We start from the raw sequence: 25367 nt of genomic DNA on the forward strand, positions 1-25367 counted from the left end.
TATATTCCTATAGATAGTATAATTAAATTATATATTTACCTTCAAATTTGAAAAAGATTTAACCTCTTTTTTATTGTAATTTATTGTAATTTATGCTATGTTTTATATAAATAAAAAATAGATCATGCCGAGATAAGAGAGCATATTTAAAGCAGCGGACCGCTGTTTTACTTGTGCTCATTTTTTTGCACAGGCGACGGGGAGAAAAACGAGATGGAGCGTATGTTTTGGGATGCAGTGGAAGAAAATCCGATCATAGCAGCAGTAAAAAATATGGAGGATCTGGAACAGTGTTGTAAGATTCCCGATATACGGGTCATATTCATCTTGTTCGGGGATATCTGTTCTGTAGCTGATATTGTAAAAGAAGTCAAACGTGCAGAGAAGATTGCTATGGTACATGTTGATCTGATTGGAGGATTAAGTCCGAGGGAAGTTGCCGTTGAATTTTTAAAGAACAATACAGAAGCAGATGGAATCATTACGACTAAGCCGGCACTGATTCGAAAAGCCAGAGAGCTTTCCATGTATACAGTACTTCGTTATTTTCTTCTGGATTCCATGGCTTATGAAAACATCCTTACACAACAGCATAGTGTTCATCCGGATTTCATTGAAGTTCTTCCGGGAGCCATGCCCAAAGTCATTCACAAACTTTGTTCTGAAATCAAAGTGCCTGTGATTGCCGGAGGACTGATCACAGATAAAGAATCCGTGATGGGAGCACTTGCCGCTGGAGCAACTGCAGTATCCTCCACTAATCATAGTGTGTGGGATTTATAACTTCACACATTTGGAATTTTATCAGATTATATAGAAAGATATTATGAGAAATCGAAGATCTTTTAAAAATGGGAGGTTTTTACATGAATAAATATGTTATGGCACTGGATGCGGGGACAACCAGTAACCGTTGTATTTTATTTAATGAAAAGGGTGAAATGTGCAGCGTAGCACAGCGTGAATTTCATCAGTATTTTCCAAAACCTGGATGGGTAGAGCATGATGCAGATGAAATCTGGGCAAGTATGCTCGGTGTGGCGGTTGAGGCGATGAATATGATCGGAGCAGAAGCACACGATATTGCTGCCATTGGTATTACTAACCAGCGAGAAACCGCTATTGTCTGGGACAAACATACCGGAGATCCTATTTACCATGCGATTGTATGGCAGTGTCGACGCACATCTGAGTACTGTGACTCGCTTAAGGCGAAAGGTCTGACTGATAAATTTCGTATGAAGACTGGTCTGGTGATCGATGCATATTTTTCTGCGACTAAAGTCAAATGGATTCTGGATAACGTGCCGGGAGCCAGGGAAAAAGCAGAGCGGGGAGATCTTCTTTTTGGAACAGTCGAAACATGGTTGATCTGGAAGCTGACCAAAGGTGCTGTACATATTACGGATTATTCTAATGCATCCAGAACGATGCTGTTCAATATCAATACGCTTCAATGGGATGATGAAATCCTTGAGGAACTTAACATTCCGAAATGCATGCTTCCGACACCTAAACCATCAAGTTGTGTTTACGGAACAGCAGATCCGTCTTTCCTGGGTGGACCGATTCCAATTGCAGGAGCGGCCGGAGACCAGCAGTCGGCTCTTTTTGGACAGACCTGTTTCCAGCCGGGCGAAGCCAAGAATACATATGGCACAGGCTGTTTTCTTCTGATGAATACTGGTGAAAAACCGGTTTTCTCTGAGAATGGTCTGGTCACAACGATTGCCTGGGGACTGGATGGCAAGGTCAGTTATGCATTGGAGGGGTCGATTTTTGTAGCAGGAGCTGCAATCCAGTGGCTGCGTGATGAGATGCGTCTGATTGATTCTGCTGAAGATTCTGAATATATGGCGAAGAAGGTCAAAGACACCAATGGCTGTTATGTGGTTCCTGCTTTTACAGGTCTTGGTGCACCACACTGGGATCAGTATGCACGTGGTACAATCGTGGGAATTACCCGTGGAGTGAATAAATATCATATCATTCGTGCAACACTGGAATCTCTGGCTTATCAGGTAAATGATGTACTGCAGTCTATGAAAGCGGATTCCGGAATCCAGCTTGCAGCGCTCAAGGTTGATGGCGGTGCCAGTGCCAATGATTTTCTGATGCAGACACAGGCAGATATTATCAATGCACCGGTCAATCGTCCCAGATGCGTGGAAACGACCGCTATGGGTGCTGCATATCTTGCCGGTCTTGCAGTCAAATACTGGACCAGCAAAGAAGAAGTACTTAAAAACTGGGCAATTGACCATACCTTTCATCCGGAAATCACAGCCGAAGAGAGAGGAAAACGTATCCGTGGATGGGAAAAAGCAGTCAAATATGCCTATGGATGGGCGAAAGACGAAGAAAATTAGACAATTTGTCTGTAAAAGTTGTAATTTATACATCAGATAGACTATAATAGAATCAGTCAATTTCATAAAGAGGCAAGAGAAAAGAGAGCCTGACAGTAAATCCATTGCAGATGGGTTTATTTGTCGGGCTTTTTCTTATGCTATGAGGACTTACTCTCAATGTTTCCATGTTGTAAAAATAGAAAAATTATAGGAGGAATTACGATGGAAAAATATGATGTACTCATTATTGGAGCAGGAGTTACCGGCACAGCAGTTGCACGGGAACTGTCTCGTTATCAGTTGAAGATCGGAGTACTGGAAAGAGAAGAAGATGTCTGCTGCGGTACATCTAAAGCAAACAGCGCAATCGTTCATGCAGGTTATGATGCGGAACCAGGAACACTCAAAGCGAAAATGAATGTACGAGGTAATCAGCTTATCGGGGAGTTGGCACAGGAACTGGATTTTCCATTCCGGCGGAACGGTTCACTGGTTCTCTGCCTGGATGAAAAACAGTATCCGGCTTTGCAGAAACTTTATGAGAAAGGAATTGCCAACGGAGTAAAAGAACTTCGTATCCTGAGCAGGGAAGAAGTTCTGGAAATGGAACCAAATGTGACAGATCAGGTAGTTGCGGCTCTGTATGCTCCAACGGGTGGAATTGTATGTCCATTTCACATGACGATTGCTTTTGCAGAAAATGCCTGCGAAAATGGAGTGACTTTCCATTTCAATACAGAAGTAAAAACGATTTTCCGGAAGCAGGTTGCAGATGCGGCAGAATCTCCGGAGCAGACAGACATTGAAAAAATGTATCTCCCACATGATACAGGGACATGGCAGCTTGTAACTTCCAGTGGAATTTTTGAAGCAAAATGTATTATCAATGCCGCTGGTATTTATGCCGATTATTTTCACAACATGGTCAGTGAAAAGAAAATTCACATTACTCCGCGTAAGGGTGAGTATTGCCTGCTCGATAAAACTGCCGGAACGCATGTCGACCATACGATCTTTGCTCTTCCAGGAAAATTTGGTAAAGGTGTCCTGGTCACTCCTACCGTGCACGGTAATCTCCTGATTGGACCAACCGCAACCGATATCGAAAATAAAGAAGGGATCAATACTACAAGAGAAGGGCTGGATGAGGTACTTACAAAATCTACCGCAAGCGTAAAGAACATTCCAACGCGTCAGGTGATCACATCATTTGCCGGACTTCGTGCACATTCTGACGGAGATGATTTCATTATTGAAGAAGCAGTAAAAGATTTCATAGACTGTGCCGGTATTGAATCTCCTGGTTTATCCAGTGCTCCTGCGATCGGAGAAATGGTTGCAGAGATTCTCAGAAAAAAATATGCCCTTCAGGAAAAAGATAATTTTATTTCTACCAGAAAAGGAATGAAAGATTTTCAAAAAATGACACTGGAAGAACGTAATGAGCAGATCCGGCATAATCCGGCATACGGAAATATCATCTGTCGCTGTGAGATGGTGACAGAAGGTGAGATCATGGACGCGATACACCGACCGTTGGGAGCACGCTCTCTTGATGGAATCAAACGTCGCACCAGAGCAGGTATGGGACGATGTCAGGCCGGATTCTGTTCACCACGTACCATGGAAATCCTTGCAAGAGAACTGCAGATTCCAATCGAAGAGATCACCAAATCTGGCAGGAATTCTCAGATCATAAAAGGAACTAATAAATCTTCATTCGTAGATACCTTCAAGGAGGAAAATAGAATATGAAATATTATGATATTGTGATTATTGGTGGTGGCCCTGCCGGTCTGGCAGCAGCAGTGGCGGCAAGAAAAAACGGAGCGGAGAGTATTCTGATTCTGGAACGCGACAAAGAACTTGGTGGAATACTCAATCAGTGTATTCATAATGGATTTGGTCTGCATACTTTTCAGGAGGAACTGACTGGTCCGGAGTACGCAGCAAGATTTATCACACAGGTAAAAGAACTGCAGATTGAGTATCGTTTGCATACCATGGTCATGGACATCAGTTCAGATAAAATCGTGACTGCAATGAATCGGGAAGAAGGCATGTTTCAGATTCAGGCAAAGGCAGTGATTCTTGCGATGGGATGTCGTGAACGTTCACGAGGTGCACTGAATATTCCGGGTTATCGCCCGGCAGGCATTTTTTCAGCAGGTACTGCACAGCGCCTTGTTAACATCGAAGGTTATCTTCCGGGACGAAAGGTTGTAATTCTTGGTTCAGGCGATATTGGTCTGATCATGGCACGAAGAATGACCCTGGAAGGGGCTGAAGTGCAGGTCGTTGCTGAACTGATGCCGTATTCAGGAGGTCTGAAGCGAAATATTGTACAGTGTCTGGATGATTTTGGTATTCCACTGAAACTCAGTCATACTGTAGTCGATATTAAAGGAAAAGAACGAGTCGAAGGCATTACTCTTGCAGAAGTAGATGAAAAAGGCAAACCGATTCCGGGTACAGAAGAAGAATATGAATGCGATACATTGCTCCTGTCGGTCGGACTGATTCCGGAAAATGAACTTTCGCGTGGCATGGGAGTAGATTTGAATCCGATTACTTCTGGACCGAAAGTGAATGAAAGCCTGGAAACCAGTCTGGAAGGTGTGTTTGCATGTGGCAATGTTCTGCATGTGCATGACCTGGTAGATTTTGTGTCCGAAGAAGCGGCGGCAGCCGGGCGTAATGCAGCAGACTATATATGCCATCATAAGACATCGGATGAAATTCAGGATCGCTGTTTACAGCAGAATACTATTCAGCTCTCGACAGAGAATGGTATCCGATATACCGTTCCGTCTGAGATCCGCATGGAGTATATGCCAGAAGAACTGACAGTCCGTTTCCGTGTTGGAGGTGTATACAAAAACTGTTATATCAGCTGCTATTTTGATGGAGAACGTATTCTGCACCGCAGACGTCCGGTTGTGGCTCCGGGTGAAATGGAGCAGATCAAACTGACGAGAGAGCAACTGGCAAAATATCCGTTACTGGAGAAAATTACATTAAAAATAGAGGAGGCATGACTTATGGAAACCAGGAATCTTATCTGCATAGGCTGTCCAATGGGCTGTCCATTGACTGTTCGTCTGAAGGACGGAGAAGTATTGGCAGTGGAGGGAAATACCTGTAAGCGTGGAGCGGAATATGGAAAAAAGGAAGTCACGAATCCTACGCGTATTGTTACTACCACCGTTCGCGTCAACGGTGGTACAGAAAATATGGTATCGGTCAAGACCAGGGAAGATATTCCGAAAGACAAGATTTTTGACTGCATTCGTGCACTCAGAAATATTACGATACCAGCACCTGTACATATTGGTGATGTGATTCTGCATGATGTTGCACATACCGGTGTTGACATTGTTGCTACTAAAAATATAGAGCGTTAAAACCATCAAATTCCATTGACAACTACCTGCGAAAAGACTATCATTAAAACAGTATGTTTTCCTGAAGGATCCACTTATATATGGTGAATCTGTTTCAGGAAAGGATATACATCAACGAAGGAGAAACACAATATCATGACGATATCCATGATAGGAATAGATCACGACAGAGCACCCGTAGACATTCGGGCTCTGTTTGCGTTTACGAAAAAAAATGCAGGAGAGGCAATGGAAAAGCTTAAAGAGAGGGCTGGAATTCATGGCTGTATTATTTTGTCGACCTGCAATCGTCTGGAAATATGGACCAGCCACGAAGATGGGCAGCAGATTTCCATGTATCAGTGCCTGTGTCAGCTCAAAGGGATTCAGGATGATTCTTATGAAAGATATTTTACGGCCCGCCAGGACAGGGAAGCAGTAGAGCATCTTTTTTATCTTGCAGGTGGTCTTAAATCTCAGATTCTTGGAGAAGATCAGATTCTGACACAGATCAAAGAGGCATTGAATCTTGCACGGGAACATTTTACAACAGACAGTGTACTGGAAGTGTTGTTCCGTATGGCTGTAACAGCCGGCAAAAAGATCAAGACGGAGGCTCCTCTGGCACATGGAAATCCTTCTGTTATCCATCAGGCTGTGAGATATCTGAAAGAACAGGGTTATGATATGCATGGAAAGACCTGCATGGTGATCGGCAACGGTGAAATGGGAAAAGTTGCGGCGCAGACGCTCCGTGATGCAGGTGCCAATGTAACAGTAACAGTTCGGCAGTATCGCAGTGGAATGGTCAGTATTCCAATTGGCTGCAGCCGCATTCATTATGGAGAGCGTATGCGCTTTCTGCCAAATTGCGATGTGGTAGTCAGCGCGACTGCCAGTCCGAATTTTACATTAAGAGAAGAGTTATTTCAGAATATTATTTTGAGCAGACCGCTGCTTCTTCTGGACCTTGCAGTACCAAGAGATATAGAGCCTTCACTTGGAAACAGAGATGGGATCACTCTGTATGATATGGATAGTTTCCGTACGGATCGTTTTTCACCTGAAGCAAGTGAAAGCCTGAAAAAAGCAGGTTTTATCGTAGAAGAGCAAATGACAGAATTTTTTCAGTGGCTTGATGGACGTGATGTGATACCAAGGATTCAGGAAATTCGCGAGGATGCCGTGCAGGATCTGAACCTCCGGATAGAAAAAATTCTCAAAAAAACACCGATGCAGGATGAGGACAGAGAAAATCTTCTCAAAGCTGTAGATGTGGCAGCAGGGAAGGTGGTCAGCAAAATGATCTTCGGACTCAGAGACAGTCTGAATCAGGATGCTTTTCTTGAATGTGTTGCAGGATTGGAGAAAGTATATGAAGAATAAAAGATATTTTCCGATGTTTATAGATCTGTCCGACAAAAAGATCGTAGTGGTAGGTGGCGGTAAGATTGCGACACGAAGAGTCAGGACTCTTCTTCAGTTTACCCGTAATATTACAACTGTTGCACCAAAATGTACAATGGAACTTCATGAACTGGGCAAGACAGGTTATATAAATCTGATCACACGACCGGTGAAACGTTCTGATTTTGAGATGGCTTATATGGTGATTGCCGCTACGAATGACTGGAAATTAAACGAGGAGATTTATCGAGTCTGCAAAGAAGAGGGTATATACGTAAATGTTGCAGATGATAAAAATAAATGTGATTTCTACTTCCCCGGAATATATATGAAGGATGAGGTAGTGATTGGAATTACAGCAAGTGGACTGGATCATACAAAAGCAAAAAAAGTGCGTGAATCAATTCAGCAGGCAATGGAGGCACCGGACGATGAAGAAAACCATGAAGAATAAGATTATCATCGGCAGCAGAGAAAGCCGCCTTGCAGTTCTGCAGAGTGAGATGGTGCGCGATTACATAAAAGCACAGCACCCGGAAGTAGATGTGGAGATTCTTACCATGAAGACTACGGGGGACAAGATTCTGGACCGGACACTGGACAAAGTCGGAGGAAAAGGATTGTTTGTCAAAGAACTGGACCGTGCACTGTTGGATGGCAGAAGTATGTTGTCTGTACACAGTCTTAAGGACATGCCGATGGAGGTTCCGGAAGAACTTCCATTACTTGCTTTTTCGCGGCGAGAAGATCCAAGAGATGTACTTGTACTGCCGGAAGGATGTGATGTTCTGGATTCAACGAAACCGCTTGGGTGTTCCAGTCTCCGCCGTACTTTACAGCTCAGAGAATTATATCCGCAGATGGAAGTCAGGAGTATCCGTGGAAATCTTCAGACACGTCTGCGTAAACTCGATGCAGGAGAATATTCAGGTCTGATCCTGGCAGCAGCGGGATTGAAACGCCTTGGCCTGGAGCACAGGATCCATCGATATTTTTCGGAAGATGAAATGCTTCCGGCAGCAGGACAGGGAATTCTGGCGGTACAGGGAAGAGCAGACCTTACCTATGAGTATCTTGCCGGGTATCGGGATGAGGCAGCATGGATTGCAGGTACTGCGGAACGTGCTTTTGTACGTTATCTGGATGGTGGCTGTTCCTCACCGGTTGCTGCTTTTGGTGTGGTTGAAGGTGAAGAACTGTTTCTTCGAGGGCTCTATTACCGTGAAAGTGACGGGAAGTATTTCAAAGACAGTATCCGTGGACCGAAGACAGAGGCGGAGCAGCTTGGAAGGCAGCTCGCCGGTCAGATGAAACAGAAATATGAAAATGAAACAGCAGGAGGAGAGTCTTTATGAAAAATGGAAAAGTATGGCTCGTAGGAGCCGGACCGGGAGATATCGGACTCTTTACTCTAAAAGGAATGGAAGTACTGCGACAGGCAGATGTTGTGGTTTATGACAGCCTGGTCGGTCAGGGGGTTCTTGCAAAGATACCGTCCTCTGCAAGACTTATAAATGTAGGAAAACGTGCAGATAAACACACCATGCCACAGGAACAGATCAATCAGGTGCTCCTTGAGGAGGCACAAAAAGGATACCGTGTCGTAAGACTTAAAGGTGGAGATCCGTTTCTTTTCGGTCGTGGAGGAGAAGAACTGGAACTTCTGACGGAAAATGATATTCCATATGAAATCGTTCCTGGAGTAACATCGTCAATTGCAGTACCGGCTTATAATGGTATTCCGGTAACACACAGAGATTTCTGTTCTTCTGTACATATTATTACCGGACACCGGAGAGCAGGAAAAAAATACGACATTGATTTTAAAGCACTGGTCAATACCAGGGGGACTCTTGTGTTTTTAATGGGAATCGCGGCTCTTGCAGATATCTGTCAGGGACTTCTGGATGCAGGAATAGATCCTGAAATGCCGGCAGCTGTTCTGCAAAAGGGAACAACTGCAGATCAGAAACGTGTGGTGGCAACCGTTGCAACCCTTAAAGAAGAAGTGGACCGTCAGGGGATTGAGACACCGGCAATTATTGTAGTCGGAAAGGTGTGCAAGCTTGCAGACGAATTTGGATGGTATGAACATCTGCCTCTTGCAGGATGGAAGGTACTTGTAACACGTCCAAAGGGTAGAAGCTCCCGCACAGCAGATGAGCTTCGTCAGAAGGGAGCAGAGGTGCTGGAACTTCCATCCATCCGCACAGAGGCACTGGCAGATCAGGCAGAGCTTCAGCGTGCATTTGAAGAAATTACTGCGTATCAGTGGATCGCATTTACCAGTCCGACGGGGGCAGAGATCTTCTTTGAGGAACTTCGAAAGGCACATAAGGATATCCGCAGCCTTGCGGGAGCCAAAATTGCTGCAATTGGACAGGGTACTGCAAAGGTACTTGAAGAAAAGGGGATTTTGGTGGATCTGATTCCGGAAGTTTATGACGGAGATGCATTGGGAGAGGCACTTGCAGAAAAATTGCAGACCGGAGAACGGGTGCTTTTACCGAGAGCACGAAAGGGTAATCAGAATCTTGTCAGAATTCTTGAAGAACACGGAGCACAGGTGGCGGACATAGCGACATATGATACGACATACGAAAGCAGCCGCCTGATTCAGATAGGAAAAGAAATCGAAAACGGCTCTATCGACTGTGTAGTATTTACCAGTGCTTCTACTGTAAAAGGATTTGTCGAGAGTGCAGGACTTTCTGATTATTCTGGTGTGACTGCGGCATGTATCGGCAAACAGACAAAGGCGGCCGCAGATGCATACGGTATGCAGACATATATGGCAGAAAAGGCAACGATTGATGCATTGACTGATCTGGTGATCAAAATAAAAACAGATAATTAATAAAAAGATACAAATAGATACAAAAGGAAGAGGTGCATTAAAATGGATCTGATTCAGAGACCAAGAAGACTTCGTGGAAGTGAAACATTACGTAAAATGGTAAGGGAGACCAGAATTGATAAATCATCCCTGATCTATCCGCTTTTTGTGAAAGAAGGTACAGGGATTGAAGAAGAAATTCCGTCTATGGAAGGACAGTACCGTTACAGTGTGGATCGTCTTCCATATGAACTGGAACGTCTGACCAAAGCAGGAGTTAGCAGTATCATGCTCTTTGGAATTCCGGATCACAAAGATGAAGTCGGAAGTGGTGCTTATGATGAGAATGGAATCGTACAGAAGGCATTAAGAGAAGCAAAAAAACAGTTTCCGGATATGTACTATATTACAGATGTATGTATGTGCGAGTATACTTCTCATGGCCACTGTGGGGTACTCTGCGGTCATGAAGTAGAAAATGATGCAACACTGGAACTTCTTGCAAAGACAGCACTTTCTCATGTGGAAGCAGGAGCTGACATGGTGGCACCTTCGGATATGATGGATGGTCGTGTTCGTGCAATCCGTGAATGTCTGGATAAGGCAGGACATAAAGAAGCTCCGATCATGTCTTATGCTGTGAAGTATGCATCTGCATTTTATGGCCCGTTCCGTGATGCGGCAGGTTCTGCTCCGTCTTTTGGCGACCGCAAGAGCTATCAGATGGATTATCACAACCGCCGTGAGGGAATGAAAGAAGCACTGACAGATATTGAAGAAGGCGCAGATATCATCATGATCAAACCGGCAATGTCTTATCTGGATATGGTTTCAGAAGTTTCCAAAGCTACGAACGTACCGATCGCTGCATACAGTGTCAGTGGAGAATATGCCATGGTTAAAGCTGCAGCAAAGATGGGCTGGATTGATGAAGATAAGATTGTCTGCGAAATGGCAGCAAGTGCATACAGAGCGGGAGTAAATATCTATCTTACTTATTATGCCAAAGAACTTGCCCGTTTTATTGATGAAGGGAGAATTGGATAATGGGAAGATCAGAAGAATTATTTGAACGTGCAGTCAAAAGAATCCCAGGTGGAGTCAACAGTCCGGTAAGAGCATATGGCGCGATCGGAATGGCACCAAGATTTATCAGCCGTGCAGATGGATGTCACATTTATGATGTAGATGGAAACAGTTATGTGGATTATATTGACTCCTGGGGACCGATGATCCTTGGACATAATCATCCTGAGATCCGTGAAGCTGTTGTTAAGGCATGTGCGGACGGTTTAAGTTTTGGCTGTGCCACAGAAATTGAAGTGGAAATGGCAGAATTTATCTGTGAACATCTTCCGCATGTAGAGATGGTACGTATGGTCAATTCCGGTACAGAAGCAGTCATGAGTGCGATTCGTGCTGCCAGAGGATTTACCGGAAGAGATAAGATCATCAAATTTGCCGGATGCTATCATGGACACAGTGATGCACTTCTGGTAAGTGCAGGCTCCGGTGTGATGACCAGCGGAGTGCCGGACAGTGCGGGTGTACCAAAAGGTTGTACACAGGATACCATGACAGCTGTTTATAATGATCTTGACAGTGTCAGAGCGCTTCTGGAACAGGCTCAGGGACAGGTTGCGGCCGTGATTGTGGAGGCAGTTGGAGCAAACATGGGTGTTGTTCCTCCGAAGAAAGGATTCCTTGAAGGACTTCGCAGCCTGTGCGATCAGCATGGTACATTATTGATCTTTGATGAAGTTATTACCGGATTCCGTCTGGCTTTTGGCGGTGCGGCAGAATACTTTGGCGTAACGCCGGATATGGTCACTTACGGAAAGATTATCGGTGCGGGAATGCCAGTCGGTGCTTATGGTGGAAGAAGAGAGATCATGGAGATGGTTTCTCCGGCAGGACCGGTTTACCAGGCAGGAACTTTGAGCGGCAATCCGATTGCCATGGCAGCAGGACTGACCCAGCTGAAATATTTATATGAACATCAGGAAGTATATAAAATATTAGAGGAAAAAGGACAGAAACTGTATGGTGGAATGGAAGAAATTCTGAAAGAAGCCAGAAGCGAATATCATGTAAATCATGTTTCTTCCCTGGGAAGCCTGTTCTTTGCCAAAGAGGAAGTCGTGGATTATACTTCTGCGAAGACTTCTGATACCAAAGCGTTTGCAGACTATTTCCTTGCGATGCTGAAACAGGGAATCCATCTGGCTCCTTCTCAGTTTGAAGCGATGTTCCTTTCTACTGCGCATACAGACGAAGTGATCGAGGATACCCTTTCTAAGGTAAGAAATTATTTTATAAAATAAAAACTCAATATATTTCCAATTGGGGATTCAGACAGGAGACTTTCGAAAGAGGGTCTCTTTTTTGTTAGATGTTAAAAAAACACATTTTTGATATTTTATCGCACAGAAATGGCAAAAAAAGCACAGAAATGGTAAATCTTTTTAGCATATTGTATGATATTCTGTAAAAAATAAACAAGATGGACAATATAGTGTTTTCATGTCTCCCAATATTGGGGAAGATAATTGTATATTGGGCAAAGCTACGGCAACGTAGTGACGCAAAGCTATAGGGACCATAAATGGTTAGCCAGTTGCAGGGAACGAGAGATACAGATATCTCTTATTACCCTGCTTTTTTATTACAAAATTTGAACGGAGGGAAAGATGACAACAAAAACAGGAATCAGACGTTTACTGGCCTTAATGCTGAGTCTGGTATTGTTGACAAACAGTTTCACGATGATCTATGGTGCGGAACTGTTTGTTGAGTCCGAAGACCTGGCAGAGGAAAACGAATTACAAAGTGAAGAGACTGGTACAGCGGAATGGACAGACGCAGCAGAAGATATGAATGCAGATGTCTCATTTGATACGGCCGATTCGGAATTTTCGGATGGCTCAGATGTGGAGATCATAGAAGAGCCGGAGGTTGACGAGGCAGATATGGCAGAGGTGACGGAAGAGTCGGATACAGTTGACATTTTCCAGACGTTCGATGAGACCGCTGCCTGCGCCGACGGGGGGGGGGTGTCTTCTTATGGACAGGAGATTACCCAGGATATTTACTGGCAGGATAATAATGTAATATCTGACAGATATACACCGGATGCATATAAAGAGTGGTTTTATGAGAATGGGAAGATTGCGATTTCATATACCAACAGTGATGGCGCGACGATTACAGAAAATGTGAAAGTCAGGGATTTAATAGCAGATCAGAATAAGATGACTGTTACAGATCAGGGCGGTACCGGACACTATGTTATGAAATTTGAACCTGATGCGTTCTCAGGAGTATATGTGCCAAAAAATTCCGATGGTAAACCGGTTACAGACAGTGAGGGCAATCCTGTAAGCTATATGATTGAACAGATTGATCTCGTCCCACCGAATTCACTGGCAGACAAAGATATTACATCAAACAATAAATACTATTTTCAGGAAATTACAGATGCTAATAAAGCTGACTACACCAACCAGGATGTTGGAAATGGATGGTATTATCTGAAACAATATGATTTTACCGTAAATCTGGAGTTTCGCTATGGAAGCATTGATGTTACAGGTCTGCCTGATGAACAAAAGGAAGCGTTAAAAAAAGCACTGAAGACAGCAATTGAAAAAGAATTTGTTTTCAGCTACAAAAAGAGCATCAACGCAACAGAGACAGAAGTCAGTCTGGAAGCCATCCGAAATCAGTATGGAAAAGATATTGTTAATATTACGACAGATTCTTCTGGAAACCTGGCAGTGACTTTAACGGTGCCAAAGATTCCGCAGTACCGTGTGGATGGGACAGAACGTACTTACCATATAGAAGAGGCTGATACGTCAGATGATTACAAGCTGAATGTGGATACTTCATTTATATTGAAAAATCTTCTGGGGGATGCATATGATGGAGATTATCTTGCAATCAGTTATGATAATTCCAACGTTGCGAATTTTGGCACGATCACTGACTCCGTGTACCGTGATGGTAAGTTGATCCTGACACTTAAAGGCGATACAGGCTATACTGGTACAAAGATCTGGCAGGATGAAGAAGATTCTGCTCATCGTCCAACAACAGCCTTTACCCTCTGGCGTTACAGCAAAAAGCCGGGAACAGATTATACAACAGCATCCCAGGTAAGCAATCAGAACGGAGAAACGCTGAAGTTTGTGCTTCCTGATGATCCGAAAACACCAAAGTTCACGATTGATTTCTCTTATAATACAAATGAACCACATGCAGCAGATTCCGTTCTGCTGGCAGATGGTGAAACCCTTCCGAAATACGATCCAGAAGGATATGAATATGTCTACTTTACAAAAGAAACCATGGCGGACGAGTCTGGTAAAGCGGACTATACACAGTTTTTCGGAGAACTGGAAGCTGCAACGGCAGAGAATGGATCGATCACAGTCAAGGATGGAACTGATAAGCTCCCGGAGGGACTTACAGCACGTGCTGCATCAGATAAGAGTATTTATAACGGTGGAACGATCAGTAACTCCCTGACCGGAACAGTAGATACGAAGATCCAGAAGCAGTGGAAAGCACAGGCATTTCAGGGGCAGCTGTCAGATGTTCGTGTAACCTTTGAACTGATGGCAAAGCATAAGAACCCGCATGGTACAGAAGAAAATCCTTCTCTGGCTGATAAGTGGTATACAGTAAAAAATGGAAAAGATTCCGTAACCATGGAGATGTCCGGGTTCAATGAAGAAACTCTGATTCAGACCGGCACTCGAAATATGCCGAAATATGATGACATGGGGCATGAACTGGAATATCAGTGGGTGGAAACCGGTGTTTATCAGGGCGAAAATTCAACAACGAATCTTTTACAGATAACAACGGATGCAGATGGAAATATTTCCGGAGAATTTACGCTTAAGCAGAATGGAGAAGATATCCACTATACTTCAAAAGTGGAAACTACAACAGATCAGAATGGAAACAGCAGTTCTGTGATCACGAACCGGATTGCCAAAAATGTCAATTATGAAGTGACAAAGAAATGGATGCTTGGTGATAATGGTACAGAATTAGAAGCACCGGAAGGTGCATCTGTTACCTTGGCTCTTGTAAGACAAAGTTCAGACGGAACGACGAAAGAACTTGGACGTTTTGTTATGAATGGAACTGTCGGACATACGGATGAGATCACAGATACTGAAAATAATGATCAGAAGATCTTATGCAGTGAACCATCTGCATGGAAAGCCCGTTTCGAGAATCTTCCGCAGTATGATGCAGACGGACGCTGGTACGACTATACCGTACTGGAAGTACAAGATAATAAGTACATGGTTCGTTATGGCGAAGTCACTTTTGATAAAGAAAACGGTACCTATTACAAAGAAATCAGGAACTATCCACCTGGTACGTATCAGTCCATTTATGTGCGTAAGAAATGGGTGGATGACAGTGACTCGGAACACCGTGGAGCAGTAACTTTCACCGTTTATCAGAGAACCGCGGAAAATACATTTGAGGAAATACAGACAGTAGATCTGACATCCCTGGATTTCTGGCAGAAAGAAATAACGATTGATGCAGATATTGATCTGAAGAATATTCTGGTTCTGGAAACATCTGTAAAGAATACGAGCGGTACCGGTTCAGCGACTGTGCCGAACACCGACAAAGACGGAGTAACAGAGCAGGCCCGTACGTATACTCCAGAGGAAATGGAAGCTATCTGGAAGCTGTATCACAGTCAGCAGATGTCTGAAAATGAGAGCAACACTGCAAATGGCATTTATTATTTTTCAGATGAACACTGGTATCACACTACATATGCCATGGAACAGCTCACTGCAGGTGAGGAAGGCATGCAGGGTGTTCCCTATTATACAGTGACTAACCAGCGTCTTGGACGGATCAATCTGACTGTAACCAAAACATGGGCAGACGGAGATCATACTGCACAGACAGATTTACGGAATCAGCTGCAAAAGCTTGATCCAAATGCCGGACTGTATGTGAAGCTGAGCTGTGATTACGAGGGTGCGATCACAGATGCACAGACAGGAAAAATTAATATCGGCAACGGAGAACAGCAGATTACATTAGATAATGGATCGCCTGCGGGAATTTATCAGGAGATTGCGTTGAACGGTTCCGGTGATGCACAGAACATGTATTTCTTTAATCTGCCGAAATACGACAGTCGTGGAAAAGTTGTGCATTATTCTGTTTCCGAGGTTTATGCCAAAAAAACTGCAGATGGCACGATCAAGGAACTTACGGATGAGGAGAAAGCACGGATCAGCACCGACTATATTCAGATGCTTTCCAGCACTTACAGGGTAAATGCACATCACACAGATGATAAACAGAACTTTATGCTGAAGAACAAACTGAGCGGAGTTAAGAATGTTCAGTTCCACAAGAAATGGCTGGACAGATATCAGTTCCTGAAAGGAAACCGACCGGATATTTATCTGAGCCTTTATCGGCAGGTGCATACCGCGGCAGATATATCTGCTGTCAGTCTGGAATCGGTGTTCATAGACCATGAATGGAGTAATACCTCTGATGAGTCCAACACGAATTATCATTGGACGGTTACCCTGAAAAATCAGCCCAAATACGACGATTATGGTTATGAGATCATTTATTATGCAGAAGAAAAAATGCATATCGATGCGTCGAAATTTGATTATATTCCCGTATATTATGAGTACAGGATAAATGGAACCGAAACAAAGGTCGGAAATGCTTTCGGACCAGATGATCTGGGCGCAGATTCTTCAAATCCTGATTCTTCAGAGTACGTTAATGCAGGATACATCATTCCGGCAGCTGCCACATCAGAAAGCACAACATATCTGCTCAGAGAAGATGGAACCTTTGTCAACAGGCTTCAGAAAGACATTCGGATAGAAGGTAAGAAAATCTGGGGAAATATCCCGAGTGGTTTCCCGGATGAAGAGCTTCCGAAAGCTACGTTTACGCTTAAACGGTATAAAGCACTCAAAGCAGACCAGACTCCGGATTATGATACGACTTTTACTTCTTCTGTTACAATTGAGAGTGGAAACTGGGGAAAGCAAAAAGTTAATTCAGAATATCAGTTCGTGCTGGAATATACAGGAGAAAATGTCAATACGCTGGACACGGATCAAAACAAATTGAAAGCTTCTCCGGCAGATGAAACTCAGGGAGCGGAACGAATACAACTTTATGATGGCTTTGGGAATCGATATGATTATCAGGTTACAGAAGAGCTGACGATGCCTTCCGATGCAAGTGGCAATGTTACGGACAAAACACTGGTTTATATCGATCCACAGGTAAATGAGTTTGTGGTTCAGAATTATTACAGAAGTATGAAAGGCCAGTTGACTGTCAAAAAGATTCTTGATGTGCAAAAAGAAGACACCGAAACATATCCTTCTGTCACCTTTGAGCTGACGCGTTTTTATAAAAAGAATGATGGGACACTGGTAGAGGATACTGTATTTGGAACAAAAACACTTACTCTGAAACACGATCAGTTTACAGACAGTAATGGTGTGATTTCACAGACAGGAACTTTTGAAAATCTGGAAATCTATGCGCCAAACGGAAGGGAGTACCAGTACTGTATCAAAGAAAAGAAGGAAGGACTGGGAAGCTATACCCTGACGCATGTAGGAGTGGGAGACTGTGCGAAAGGTGTCGGTAATACAAAATTACCGGATGGACAGACAGAACCGGCAAATCAGTTGAATGCTGCTGCGTCTGAGGACACGAATGCAGAGAGCAGCTATACCGCACAGGTCAGCGGTCTCTACGCGTCAGATGACAAAAATGATCCAAAAACAGATGCGACTTTCCAGAATAAAGCATCCGAGGAATTTGTCATACTGACAGGTTCGAAAGTATGGGATGATAATAACAATGTTCTGAATCTGCGGCCTTCCGTAGAGCAGCTGAATGGACAGGACAGTAATTATCCAGTTCCGGCAATTTCAGTCAGAATATATCGCTACGCACAGGCACAGAGCGGTGAAAGCAATGCAATCGGAAGTGCAGACAGTCCGTTAAAGGTGGAGTCGTCCAAATATTCCGTGAGCTGGACAGCAGACGCAACAGATACTAATAAATACGTATATACCATCACTGGTGCAGCAAATTCCGGTGAACTCGAAAAGTATGCCCCAAATGGTATGCCGTGGATCTATGGTGTAAAAGAAACCTACGGAAATGGAGAAGAGCTTCCGGGATACAAGACGAACACAGATTATTACTGGTGTAATGCAGGAGAAGAAATAAATGGTGCCTGGACAGAAAATGCAGGTCCGATCACCAACTCCCTGACAAAAACCAATATCCGTGTAGTAAAACGATGGATTGCAGGAGAAAACATCAGCAAAGATCAGGATCGCGTGATGCAGTCTAATATTGGCAATGAAAATGCATACAAAGATTATCTTGGATATTATATGAAGGTTCAATTTAATCTTCAGGCGCGCATTGCCGGAAAATATGGAACCAGTAATAATCAGGAGCCTGTCGACGCTTCGAAAAGTGAATGGATGAATGTGAAGGATTTGTTCACTGATACGACTAATGGATTAGGAATGGAGACAGGAACAGTATCGAACGAGCCGAAAACTTACAGATCTGTTTTTGCAGATGCAGTATCTGCCGGTGGTAAATTCGCATTCTTTGACAGCGACAACAATATAGTGTTCGAACAGTCAGGATTTATGACAAATGATAAAAGCTGGATGGCGAATTTCACTGCTTCGCCTATGCTTCCTGAAAAAGTGAAAGCAAATTCAGGAAAATATGCTGCAAACGATGGCAGTTATTACAAACTGGAGTATCGGTTTGTTGAGCGGCAGATTTCAGTTTATAAAGACAGCAGTGCAGCCAGTCCTCTGGCAACTATTCAGTTTTCAGGAATTCAGGATGACTATACTTCTGCGTTGAATGATTATGACAAATCAAAAATGCAGTATGGCGCTACGCAGATCAGTGCAAAAGATTTATTCACACTGATCGGACAGAATTATAACAATCTGCAGGGGGGTGTGCCCGGTTCACTCTGGAACAACCTGCTTCCGGTCACACAACTGACTGTTACAAAAGCGTGGAATGACACCGGCAATGCCTATGGTACAAGGTATCTTAAAGATGGCAAGTGGTCTGTTGATTTTGTCATTCAGCGTAAGATAAAAAACGACAACTCAGACTGGGAAAATGTGTACAGTTATAACAACGGTACAAAATCAGATAAATTTGTTACTGTTACCATAACCGGGGAAAATGCTACCGGCAATACGGGAACAGCATCCATAAGTGGTCTTCCTGTATACGGCATTGGCGACGGTGGAACTGTTGTCGAATATGAATACCGTGCCCGGGAGCTGAATCCAGGCTGGGAAAATGCGAAAACAGAGGCAGAATTGTCTGGTTACATAATAAACGGTGATTCCGGAACAAAGCAGGAGTACGCTTACAAAGGTAATATAACCGGAACAGCAGGTGGAATTTATGATGTGACTGCGACAGATTCCGTGCCGAATGAATCATCAGCAGACGGGACAACTGAACAGAAACACTACCAGACAGTGGTTTCAAATGCATACAATGGCATTTTGACACGATATGCACAGAAGCAATGGAAACTTCCATCGGAATTCAGTGTCACAGGCGGGACAGGCAAAACTGTCTGGAATTATCCGGTTACTCTGGAACTGAAATATAAGAAAACAGATGGAACCTTGCAGTCCTTCACAAAACCTGCAACAGTTATACTGGATGGAACCCAGGATGAGGGTGTTAACAGTGATCTCTCTGATCTGGCCAGACCATATGGTGAATACGAAGCATGGAAAGCCATCTGGAAAGGAATTCCGGATTATATCCCGGGTTCAGAGACAGAGACAACTTCAGACGGAAAAACAATTACGAAGTATTATATAGTGGAAACACAGACTGGCTTCTACCAGGAAATAAGTAATAAAGACACAGCGGGAGATGGAATTGCAGGAAGGGACGACAGTACTGACAATCTGACGTTCACAAATACACCGACGGAGTTTCTGGTAAGCAAAACCGTGGATTTAGGTGACGCATATGAATTTAATCTGGACGATCAGGAATTTACCTTCAAGCTTACCAATGACAGTGATATTTCAGGTGAGTACTGGATGGTAAAAAAGAAAAAGGACAGCAATGGCAATCTGGTTTCAACAGATACAGCCGCTTATCCAAAGCAGTACAACATGGACGGTACAAAGACAACGGATACCTTCACTCTGAAAAATGGTGAGACAATGGTATTCTATGGTTTGCCAGTCTATAAGAACGGAAGTACTACAGAAAAAGTCACTTACACAGTAACTGAGACAAATTCTCATCCATCGGATTCAGAATTTGAAACGAAATTTGATACTACAGTAACAGTTTCTAATTCAGACGCTGGCGGAACAGCAGGAACCACGGTTTCTTCGAAAGATGGAACATCAGGTTCTGTGAAATTTCCGTCATTTGCACCAGCGGGTGATGCAGAAAAACCAGCCACCGCCTTTACCAATACTCTGGAAGGTGCCATTCACCTTATCAAAACAGACGGTGCAGGTAACAAACTGGCCGACGCAGAGTTTACGATCAAGTATCGTAAAAAAGATGGTACGAGTGATGAGTTTTTACCGCTGGATAATAATGTCTGCTCAAATATGGCAGGTAATACAACCGGCAGCAGAGCAGGAGTCAAAGTAAGTGGCAGCGATGGTAAAGTTGATTTTACAGATCTGAAATTAGGTTACGAATACCAGATCACAGAGACAAAGGCACCTGCCGGGGCTTTGGGGCTGCAGGGACCGATCATTGTCGAGCTTCCAATGCTTCTGGATGAAAATACCACAGCAAATGGAAGCATAAAACCAGTAACAACGACCACAGACGGCAAAAAAGTGTTTGTGGAGTTACAATACACAATTTCAAACAGTAAATTCTCAATGCCTGTCACCAGCGGCAGCGGCTTCTTCTGGCCGGGAATGCTTGGTCTTGCATTAGCCGGAGCAGGCTGCATTGTCTGGACATGTACAGGAACAAAAAAGAAAAAGAGAGAGGAGATTACAAAATGAAGAAGAGAATTTTAAAAAGGGTATTAAGTGCAGTAGCGACCGCTGCACTGCTTGTGGGAGGAGGCAGCTCAGTTGTATCGGCGGATACAGCTGATAACGTGACGTATACGCCAGTTGATTCTGCTTATTATACAGGATTAGGATTAACTGGAGATCCGTCTCTTACGATTGCAAAATATATTGATGGTAATGATGCCAATTATATTAATGGAGTAACATTTAAGTATGCAAAAGTAGGTGACTTATATCAGGTAGAGAATACCACACAGCATACTGTTGAAATGGCATATTGTATTGACAGTGCGTTTGCAACTGCCGCAGGGTTAACTTCTGAAAATTATAGTGAAAATGGAAATCTTTACTATACGGATCCTGCTGCAATTAATACTCAGCTTCAGGCAAAATCTATTCAGGAGCATGCAACTGCACATAGTGCTTTGAGAACTTATTTGGCAAATGATTCGATCGCTACAGTTACAACAGCTGACACTGGTACTGTTTCCGTTCCTAATGTATCCTATGGTTTATATCTGATTGCAGAATGGAATACTTCAGGGGCAACTGATAGTACTGGAAAACCGATTTCCATTACCAATATTCAGAGTCCGTTCGTAGTGGCCATTCCAACAGATAACAATGGCACATGGAACAAAGAGGTTGTAGCAAAAGTTAAAAATGCTGAAGGTTCTGCAGAGGTAGAGAAAAAAATTGTCACAAATGATAATGTAGAGAATCCAGAACTGGATGATACCGATACCACAAGTATCGGCGATACAGTAACTTTCCAGTTACATGGAACAGTTCCGGTAATTTCTAAAGATGTTGAGCATGGTAATGCAGAAAAAATCAATAAGTACGTACTTACTGATAACCTTTCCAAAGGACTGACACCAGTAGAAACTGAAAATGCAAAAGATTTATTTGTAAAAGCAACAGCTGGAAATACAAATCTTGTATATGATACAGACTATACATATGAAATAAGTGATTATACCGAAACCAAAACAGGAACTGCTAGTACAACAGAGGCAGAATATGCGGGCGGTAAAACAATCACTGTAACTTTCACAACTAATGGTCTTGCAAAACTGGACACCCTGGCACAGAACGGCGGTGGCGATGTTTACTTCTACTATAAAGCAAAAGTAAATGATCAGGCAGTGATTGGGCCTAACAATGGAAACGTCAGCCAGGCAGGTAACCCGAACGAAGTAAAACTGAATTATCAGATCGGTACCAGTTCCGAAATGGAAACCGGTTGGGACAAAGTAACAGAATATACTTTTGGTATTGATGTGATCAAACAGCTTGCTGGTGATGAAAAATTATCTGAAACAAATGCGGCTGCAATTAAGTTTATTCTTTATTCAAAAGAAGGCAACACAGAGACCTATTATAAGCTGAATTCTACAACAAAGGGTGTATATACTGTGGACACCAGTGTAACAAATATTACAACAGAAATAAGTCCGGCAGATACTACTGGCAGACTTTACATCAAAGGACTTGACGAAGGAACTTATTATTTGAAAGAAAAGACGACAGCAGGCGGGTATAACCTTCTGAAAGAGCCTGTTGAAATTGTAATTAAAGCAAACAAAAACAGCAATACGTATGTTGGAACAAGCGATCAGTACATTGGTACAATCACCAATGATGGAACAAGTGCGAACGGTACATTTGAACTCACCATCAACAACACCAAGGGCTTTACCCTTCCGGCAACCGGTGGTGCAGGTATCTGGTTCTTCGTTCTTGCAGGTGTGGTCATCGTTGCAGCAGGATGCGGATACTACATGATCAGCAGCCGTAAGAACCGCAGTAAGTGATCAGCCCGCGTAAGAAACAGATTCTGATTACCGGAATTCTGATTGCGACAGGAGCAGTCCTGATGGCTTATCCTTTTGTCAGCAACTATCTCTATGAGAACCGACAGAAGGAAGTCATCTACGGCTACCAGCAGGAAACGGAAGAGATGGATAATACAGAGATCGAAAATGCTCTGCAAGAGGCACGAAATTACAATACATGGCTGAACAGCAGAGAAGTAGTCCTTACAGATCCGTTTGATCCGGAGGCACTGGCAGATCTAAAGGACAGTCAGGAATATGAAAGACTTTTGGATTTGAGTGGAAGTGGCATCATGGGGTATGTGGAGATACCTGAGATCAATGTGTATCTTCCGGTATATCACGGAACCTCACAGGAAGTGTTGGAGAAGGGAGTCGGACATCTCGAAAATACGTCCCTTCCGGTTGGTGGAGAGAACACACATTGTATTCTCTCTGCACATACCGGACTTTCTGACAAGAAACTTTTTACCGATCTGGTACTTCTGGAAGAGGGCAGCTGCTTTTACCTGCATGTACTGAATCAGACACTGGCTTATAAAGTTGACCAGATTCTTACGGTGAAACCAGAAGAAACTTCTGCACTTCGAATCGTACAGGGGCAGGATCTTGTGACTTTGATTACCTGTACGCCGTATGGAGTTAACAGTCATCGACTTCTGGTCAGGGGACATCGGATTCCATATGAACCGGAAGCAAGGGAGCAGACATCTGTAACCGGCAAAACAAGCCCATGGATGCGTCAGTATCTGCTTTCGATTCTGACAGGCATTGTGCTTCTGATCACACTGATAACAGGGCTTTATCTGTACAGAAGGAAACGATCATGAAAAAACAGAATATTATTTTTTTCCTGTTTCTGCTTGCGGGATTAGGAGTCCTAAATTATCCTTTTATCAGTCAGCGGATAAACCAGAGAAATCAGAGCCAGGTCATCTATGGCTACGAAGATGCAGTAGATGATCTGGATAATGAAGATGTAGAAAAGATGTTCCACGACGCCAACACATACAATGTAGATCTGCTTTCGCAGACGCAGGAGTTGATGGATAGCTTTAATGAATCAGGTGACACGGGCAGAGAAAAAACGACCGATCAGGCATATGCCAGATATGAGAGTCTTCTGAATCCATCCGGTAACGGGCTGATGGGATATCTCGAGATTCCTGCGATTGGTGCGGATATGCCGGTGTTTCATGGAACGGGAGAACGTGCATTGGAACAGGGTGCGGGGCATCTCTATGGGACTTCCCTTCCGGTTGGCGGGAAGGGATCACATGCGGTTCTGGCAGCACATACCGGGATTGCTTCCAAAATGCTTTTTACAGATCTTGACCAGTTGAAAGAAGGGGATTGTTTTTATCTTCATATTCTTGGAGAGACCCTTGCCTATCAGGTGGATCAGGCAGTGATCGTCCTTCCGGAAGAGACGGAGCTGCTGGAAATAGACAAAAATAAGGATTATGTGACGCTGGTCACCTGCACTCCTTATGGAATCAATTCTCACCGACTTCTGGTAAGAGGCATGCGGATTCCATACGAGGAAGCGGTGGAGCAGGAAGTTCAGCAGGCAGAATCCGGATTCCGGGTCTGGGGCAGAAGAGTTTTTGTATTATCGGTACTGTTTCTTTTGGGAGCAGGAATCGTTCTTCTGAAACCTCAGAAAGAAAGGCGGAAAGAAAGTGAAGACTGATTACAGAAAATCAGGATACCATGTTCTTCTGCTGCTTTTGCTGATATCGGGACTGCTGTTGGCAATTCCGGTACGGGCAGATGCTGACAGAGGAAACATTACAATAAATCTGAATGATATAGGGACGGACAGAGCTTCGGTTGGCTTTCGTCTGTATCAGGTTGCAGATACGGCAGATGGCTATGAGTGGTATTGGAGACTGACAGGTGTATTTGCAGATGCTCCGGTGGATCTGAATGCACTGGATAAAGCAGATGATTACAGGAAAGCTGCAGAAACACTTGCGTCCTGGAAAGGAAAAGAGTCCGCAGTCTCCGAAACAGGCAAGACGGATAAAGATGGAAAGCTGACGTTTACAGGACTTCCGATTGGGATTTATCTGATCGAACAGACCGATAAAGCATCGTATGGTACAGTCCTTCCGTTTCTGGCGGCAATTCCATCCTGCGAAAAGGAAGGGGCTCTCCAATATGAAGTGACAGCTTATGTGAAGGGTGATTCAACTCCGGGCGTTTCTGTAAGTCCGGAACCGAATGTGACAGAGACACCTGGAGATTCCGGCAGTGATAATTCATCAAAAGATGGAAGCAAAGCTCCATCAGTCAAAGATACAGGTGGCATAAAGAAGAAATCAGCAAAAACAGGAGATTCTTCCCATATTGAATACTATGCTGCTGCGACAGTTCTGGCTGCGGCACTGATTCTTCTGCTTCTGTATCAAAAACACAGAAGGAAATAATATCTG

At 43.6% G+C, this 25367-nt stretch carries 16 protein-coding genes and 1 riboswitch; all 16 genes read left to right on the forward strand.

Going from position 1 to position 25367, the window contains the following annotated elements:
* The first annotated feature begins 213 nt into the window (after positions 1–213).
* The 16 genes from KQI91_RS15850 to KQI91_RS15925 all read left to right on the forward strand — a co-directional run bounded on the left by KQI91_RS15850 (position 214) and on the right by KQI91_RS15925 (position 25361).
* Positions 214–783, forward strand: a complete 570-nt coding sequence (locus KQI91_RS15850) for a glycerol-3-phosphate responsive antiterminator (RefSeq protein ID WP_216393712.1) — start codon at positions 214–216, stop codon at positions 781–783.
* Between the two features lie 83 nt (positions 784–866).
* Positions 867–2369, forward strand: a complete 1503-nt coding sequence (gene glpK / locus KQI91_RS15855) for a glycerol kinase GlpK (RefSeq protein WP_216393713.1) — start codon at positions 867–869, stop codon at positions 2367–2369.
* A gap of 204 nt (positions 2370–2573) precedes the next feature.
* Positions 2574–4106 (forward strand): NAD(P)/FAD-dependent oxidoreductase, encoded by a 1533-nt coding sequence (locus tag KQI91_RS15860; protein WP_216393714.1) that lies wholly within the window; start codon positions 2574–2576, stop codon positions 4104–4106.
* Positions 4103–5389 carry an NAD(P)/FAD-dependent oxidoreductase gene (locus KQI91_RS15865; protein ID WP_216393715.1) on the forward strand — a complete coding sequence of 429 codons (1287 nt, stop codon included), beginning with the start codon at positions 4103–4105 and terminating at the stop codon, positions 5387–5389. The genes KQI91_RS15860 and KQI91_RS15865 overlap by 4 nt, the downstream gene beginning before the upstream one ends.
* A 3-nt stretch (positions 5390–5392) precedes the next feature.
* Entirely contained in the window at positions 5393–5755 is a 363-nt protein-coding gene (locus tag KQI91_RS15870; RefSeq protein WP_216393716.1) for a DUF1667 domain-containing protein, read from the forward strand.
* Positions 5756–5890: 135 nt separating this feature from the next.
* Complete coding sequence (hemA, locus tag KQI91_RS15875) at positions 5891–7120, forward strand: glutamyl-tRNA reductase (RefSeq protein ID WP_216393717.1); 1230 nt, start codon at positions 5891–5893, stop codon at positions 7118–7120.
* Positions 7110–7595 (forward strand): precorrin-2 dehydrogenase/sirohydrochlorin ferrochelatase family protein, encoded by a 486-nt coding sequence (locus KQI91_RS15880; protein WP_216393718.1) that lies wholly within the window; start codon positions 7110–7112, stop codon positions 7593–7595. The genes hemA and KQI91_RS15880 overlap by 11 nt, the downstream gene beginning before the upstream one ends.
* Positions 7585–8496: a hydroxymethylbilane synthase gene (gene hemC, locus KQI91_RS15885; protein ID WP_216393740.1), complete on the forward strand. Its 912-nt coding sequence runs from the start codon at positions 7585–7587 to the stop codon at positions 8494–8496. The genes KQI91_RS15880 and hemC overlap by 11 nt, the downstream gene beginning before the upstream one ends.
* On the forward strand, positions 8493–9998 hold the full coding sequence (cobA, locus tag KQI91_RS15890) for a uroporphyrinogen-III C-methyltransferase (RefSeq protein WP_216393719.1): 1506 nt from the start codon (positions 8493–8495) through the stop codon (positions 9996–9998). Before hemC ends, cobA begins: the two co-directional genes overlap by 4 nt.
* A 42-nt stretch (positions 9999–10040) precedes the next feature.
* Positions 10041–11024 (forward strand): porphobilinogen synthase, encoded by a 984-nt coding sequence (gene hemB / locus KQI91_RS15895; RefSeq protein WP_216393720.1) that lies wholly within the window; start codon positions 10041–10043, stop codon positions 11022–11024.
* Positions 11024–12301 (forward strand): glutamate-1-semialdehyde 2,1-aminomutase, encoded by a 1278-nt coding sequence (gene hemL / locus KQI91_RS15900; RefSeq protein WP_216393721.1) that lies wholly within the window; start codon positions 11024–11026, stop codon positions 12299–12301. Before hemB ends, hemL begins: the two co-directional genes overlap by 1 nt.
* Before the next feature lie 225 nt (positions 12302–12526).
* Positions 12527–12602: riboswitch (cyclic di-GMP riboswitch) on the forward strand.
* Positions 12603–12667: 65 nt separating this feature from the next.
* Positions 12668–21079: a Cna B-type domain-containing protein gene (locus KQI91_RS15905; RefSeq protein WP_216393722.1), complete on the forward strand. Its 8412-nt coding sequence runs from the start codon at positions 12668–12670 to the stop codon at positions 21077–21079.
* A complete protein-coding gene (locus KQI91_RS15910) occupies positions 21076–22908 on the forward strand; it encodes a SpaH/EbpB family LPXTG-anchored major pilin (protein WP_216393723.1) in 1833 nt (610 codons plus the stop codon). Before KQI91_RS15905 ends, KQI91_RS15910 begins: the two co-directional genes overlap by 4 nt.
* Positions 22905–23759, forward strand: coding sequence for a class C sortase (locus KQI91_RS15915; RefSeq protein WP_330654615.1), 855 nt, complete (start codon positions 22905–22907; stop codon positions 23757–23759). Before KQI91_RS15910 ends, KQI91_RS15915 begins: the two co-directional genes overlap by 4 nt.
* Positions 23756–24622: a class C sortase gene (locus KQI91_RS15920; protein WP_216393724.1), complete on the forward strand. Its 867-nt coding sequence runs from the start codon at positions 23756–23758 to the stop codon at positions 24620–24622. The genes KQI91_RS15915 and KQI91_RS15920 overlap by 4 nt, the downstream gene beginning before the upstream one ends.
* Positions 24612–25361 carry a SpaA isopeptide-forming pilin-related protein gene (locus KQI91_RS15925; RefSeq protein ID WP_216393725.1) on the forward strand — a complete coding sequence of 250 codons (750 nt, stop codon included), beginning with the start codon at positions 24612–24614 and terminating at the stop codon, positions 25359–25361. The genes KQI91_RS15920 and KQI91_RS15925 overlap by 11 nt, the downstream gene beginning before the upstream one ends.
* Positions 25362–25367 lie beyond the last annotated feature (6 nt).

The organism is Blautia sp. MSJ-19 (assembly GCF_018918125.1).
Taxonomy (GTDB): domain Bacteria; phylum Bacillota; class Clostridia; order Lachnospirales; family Lachnospiraceae; genus Blautia_A.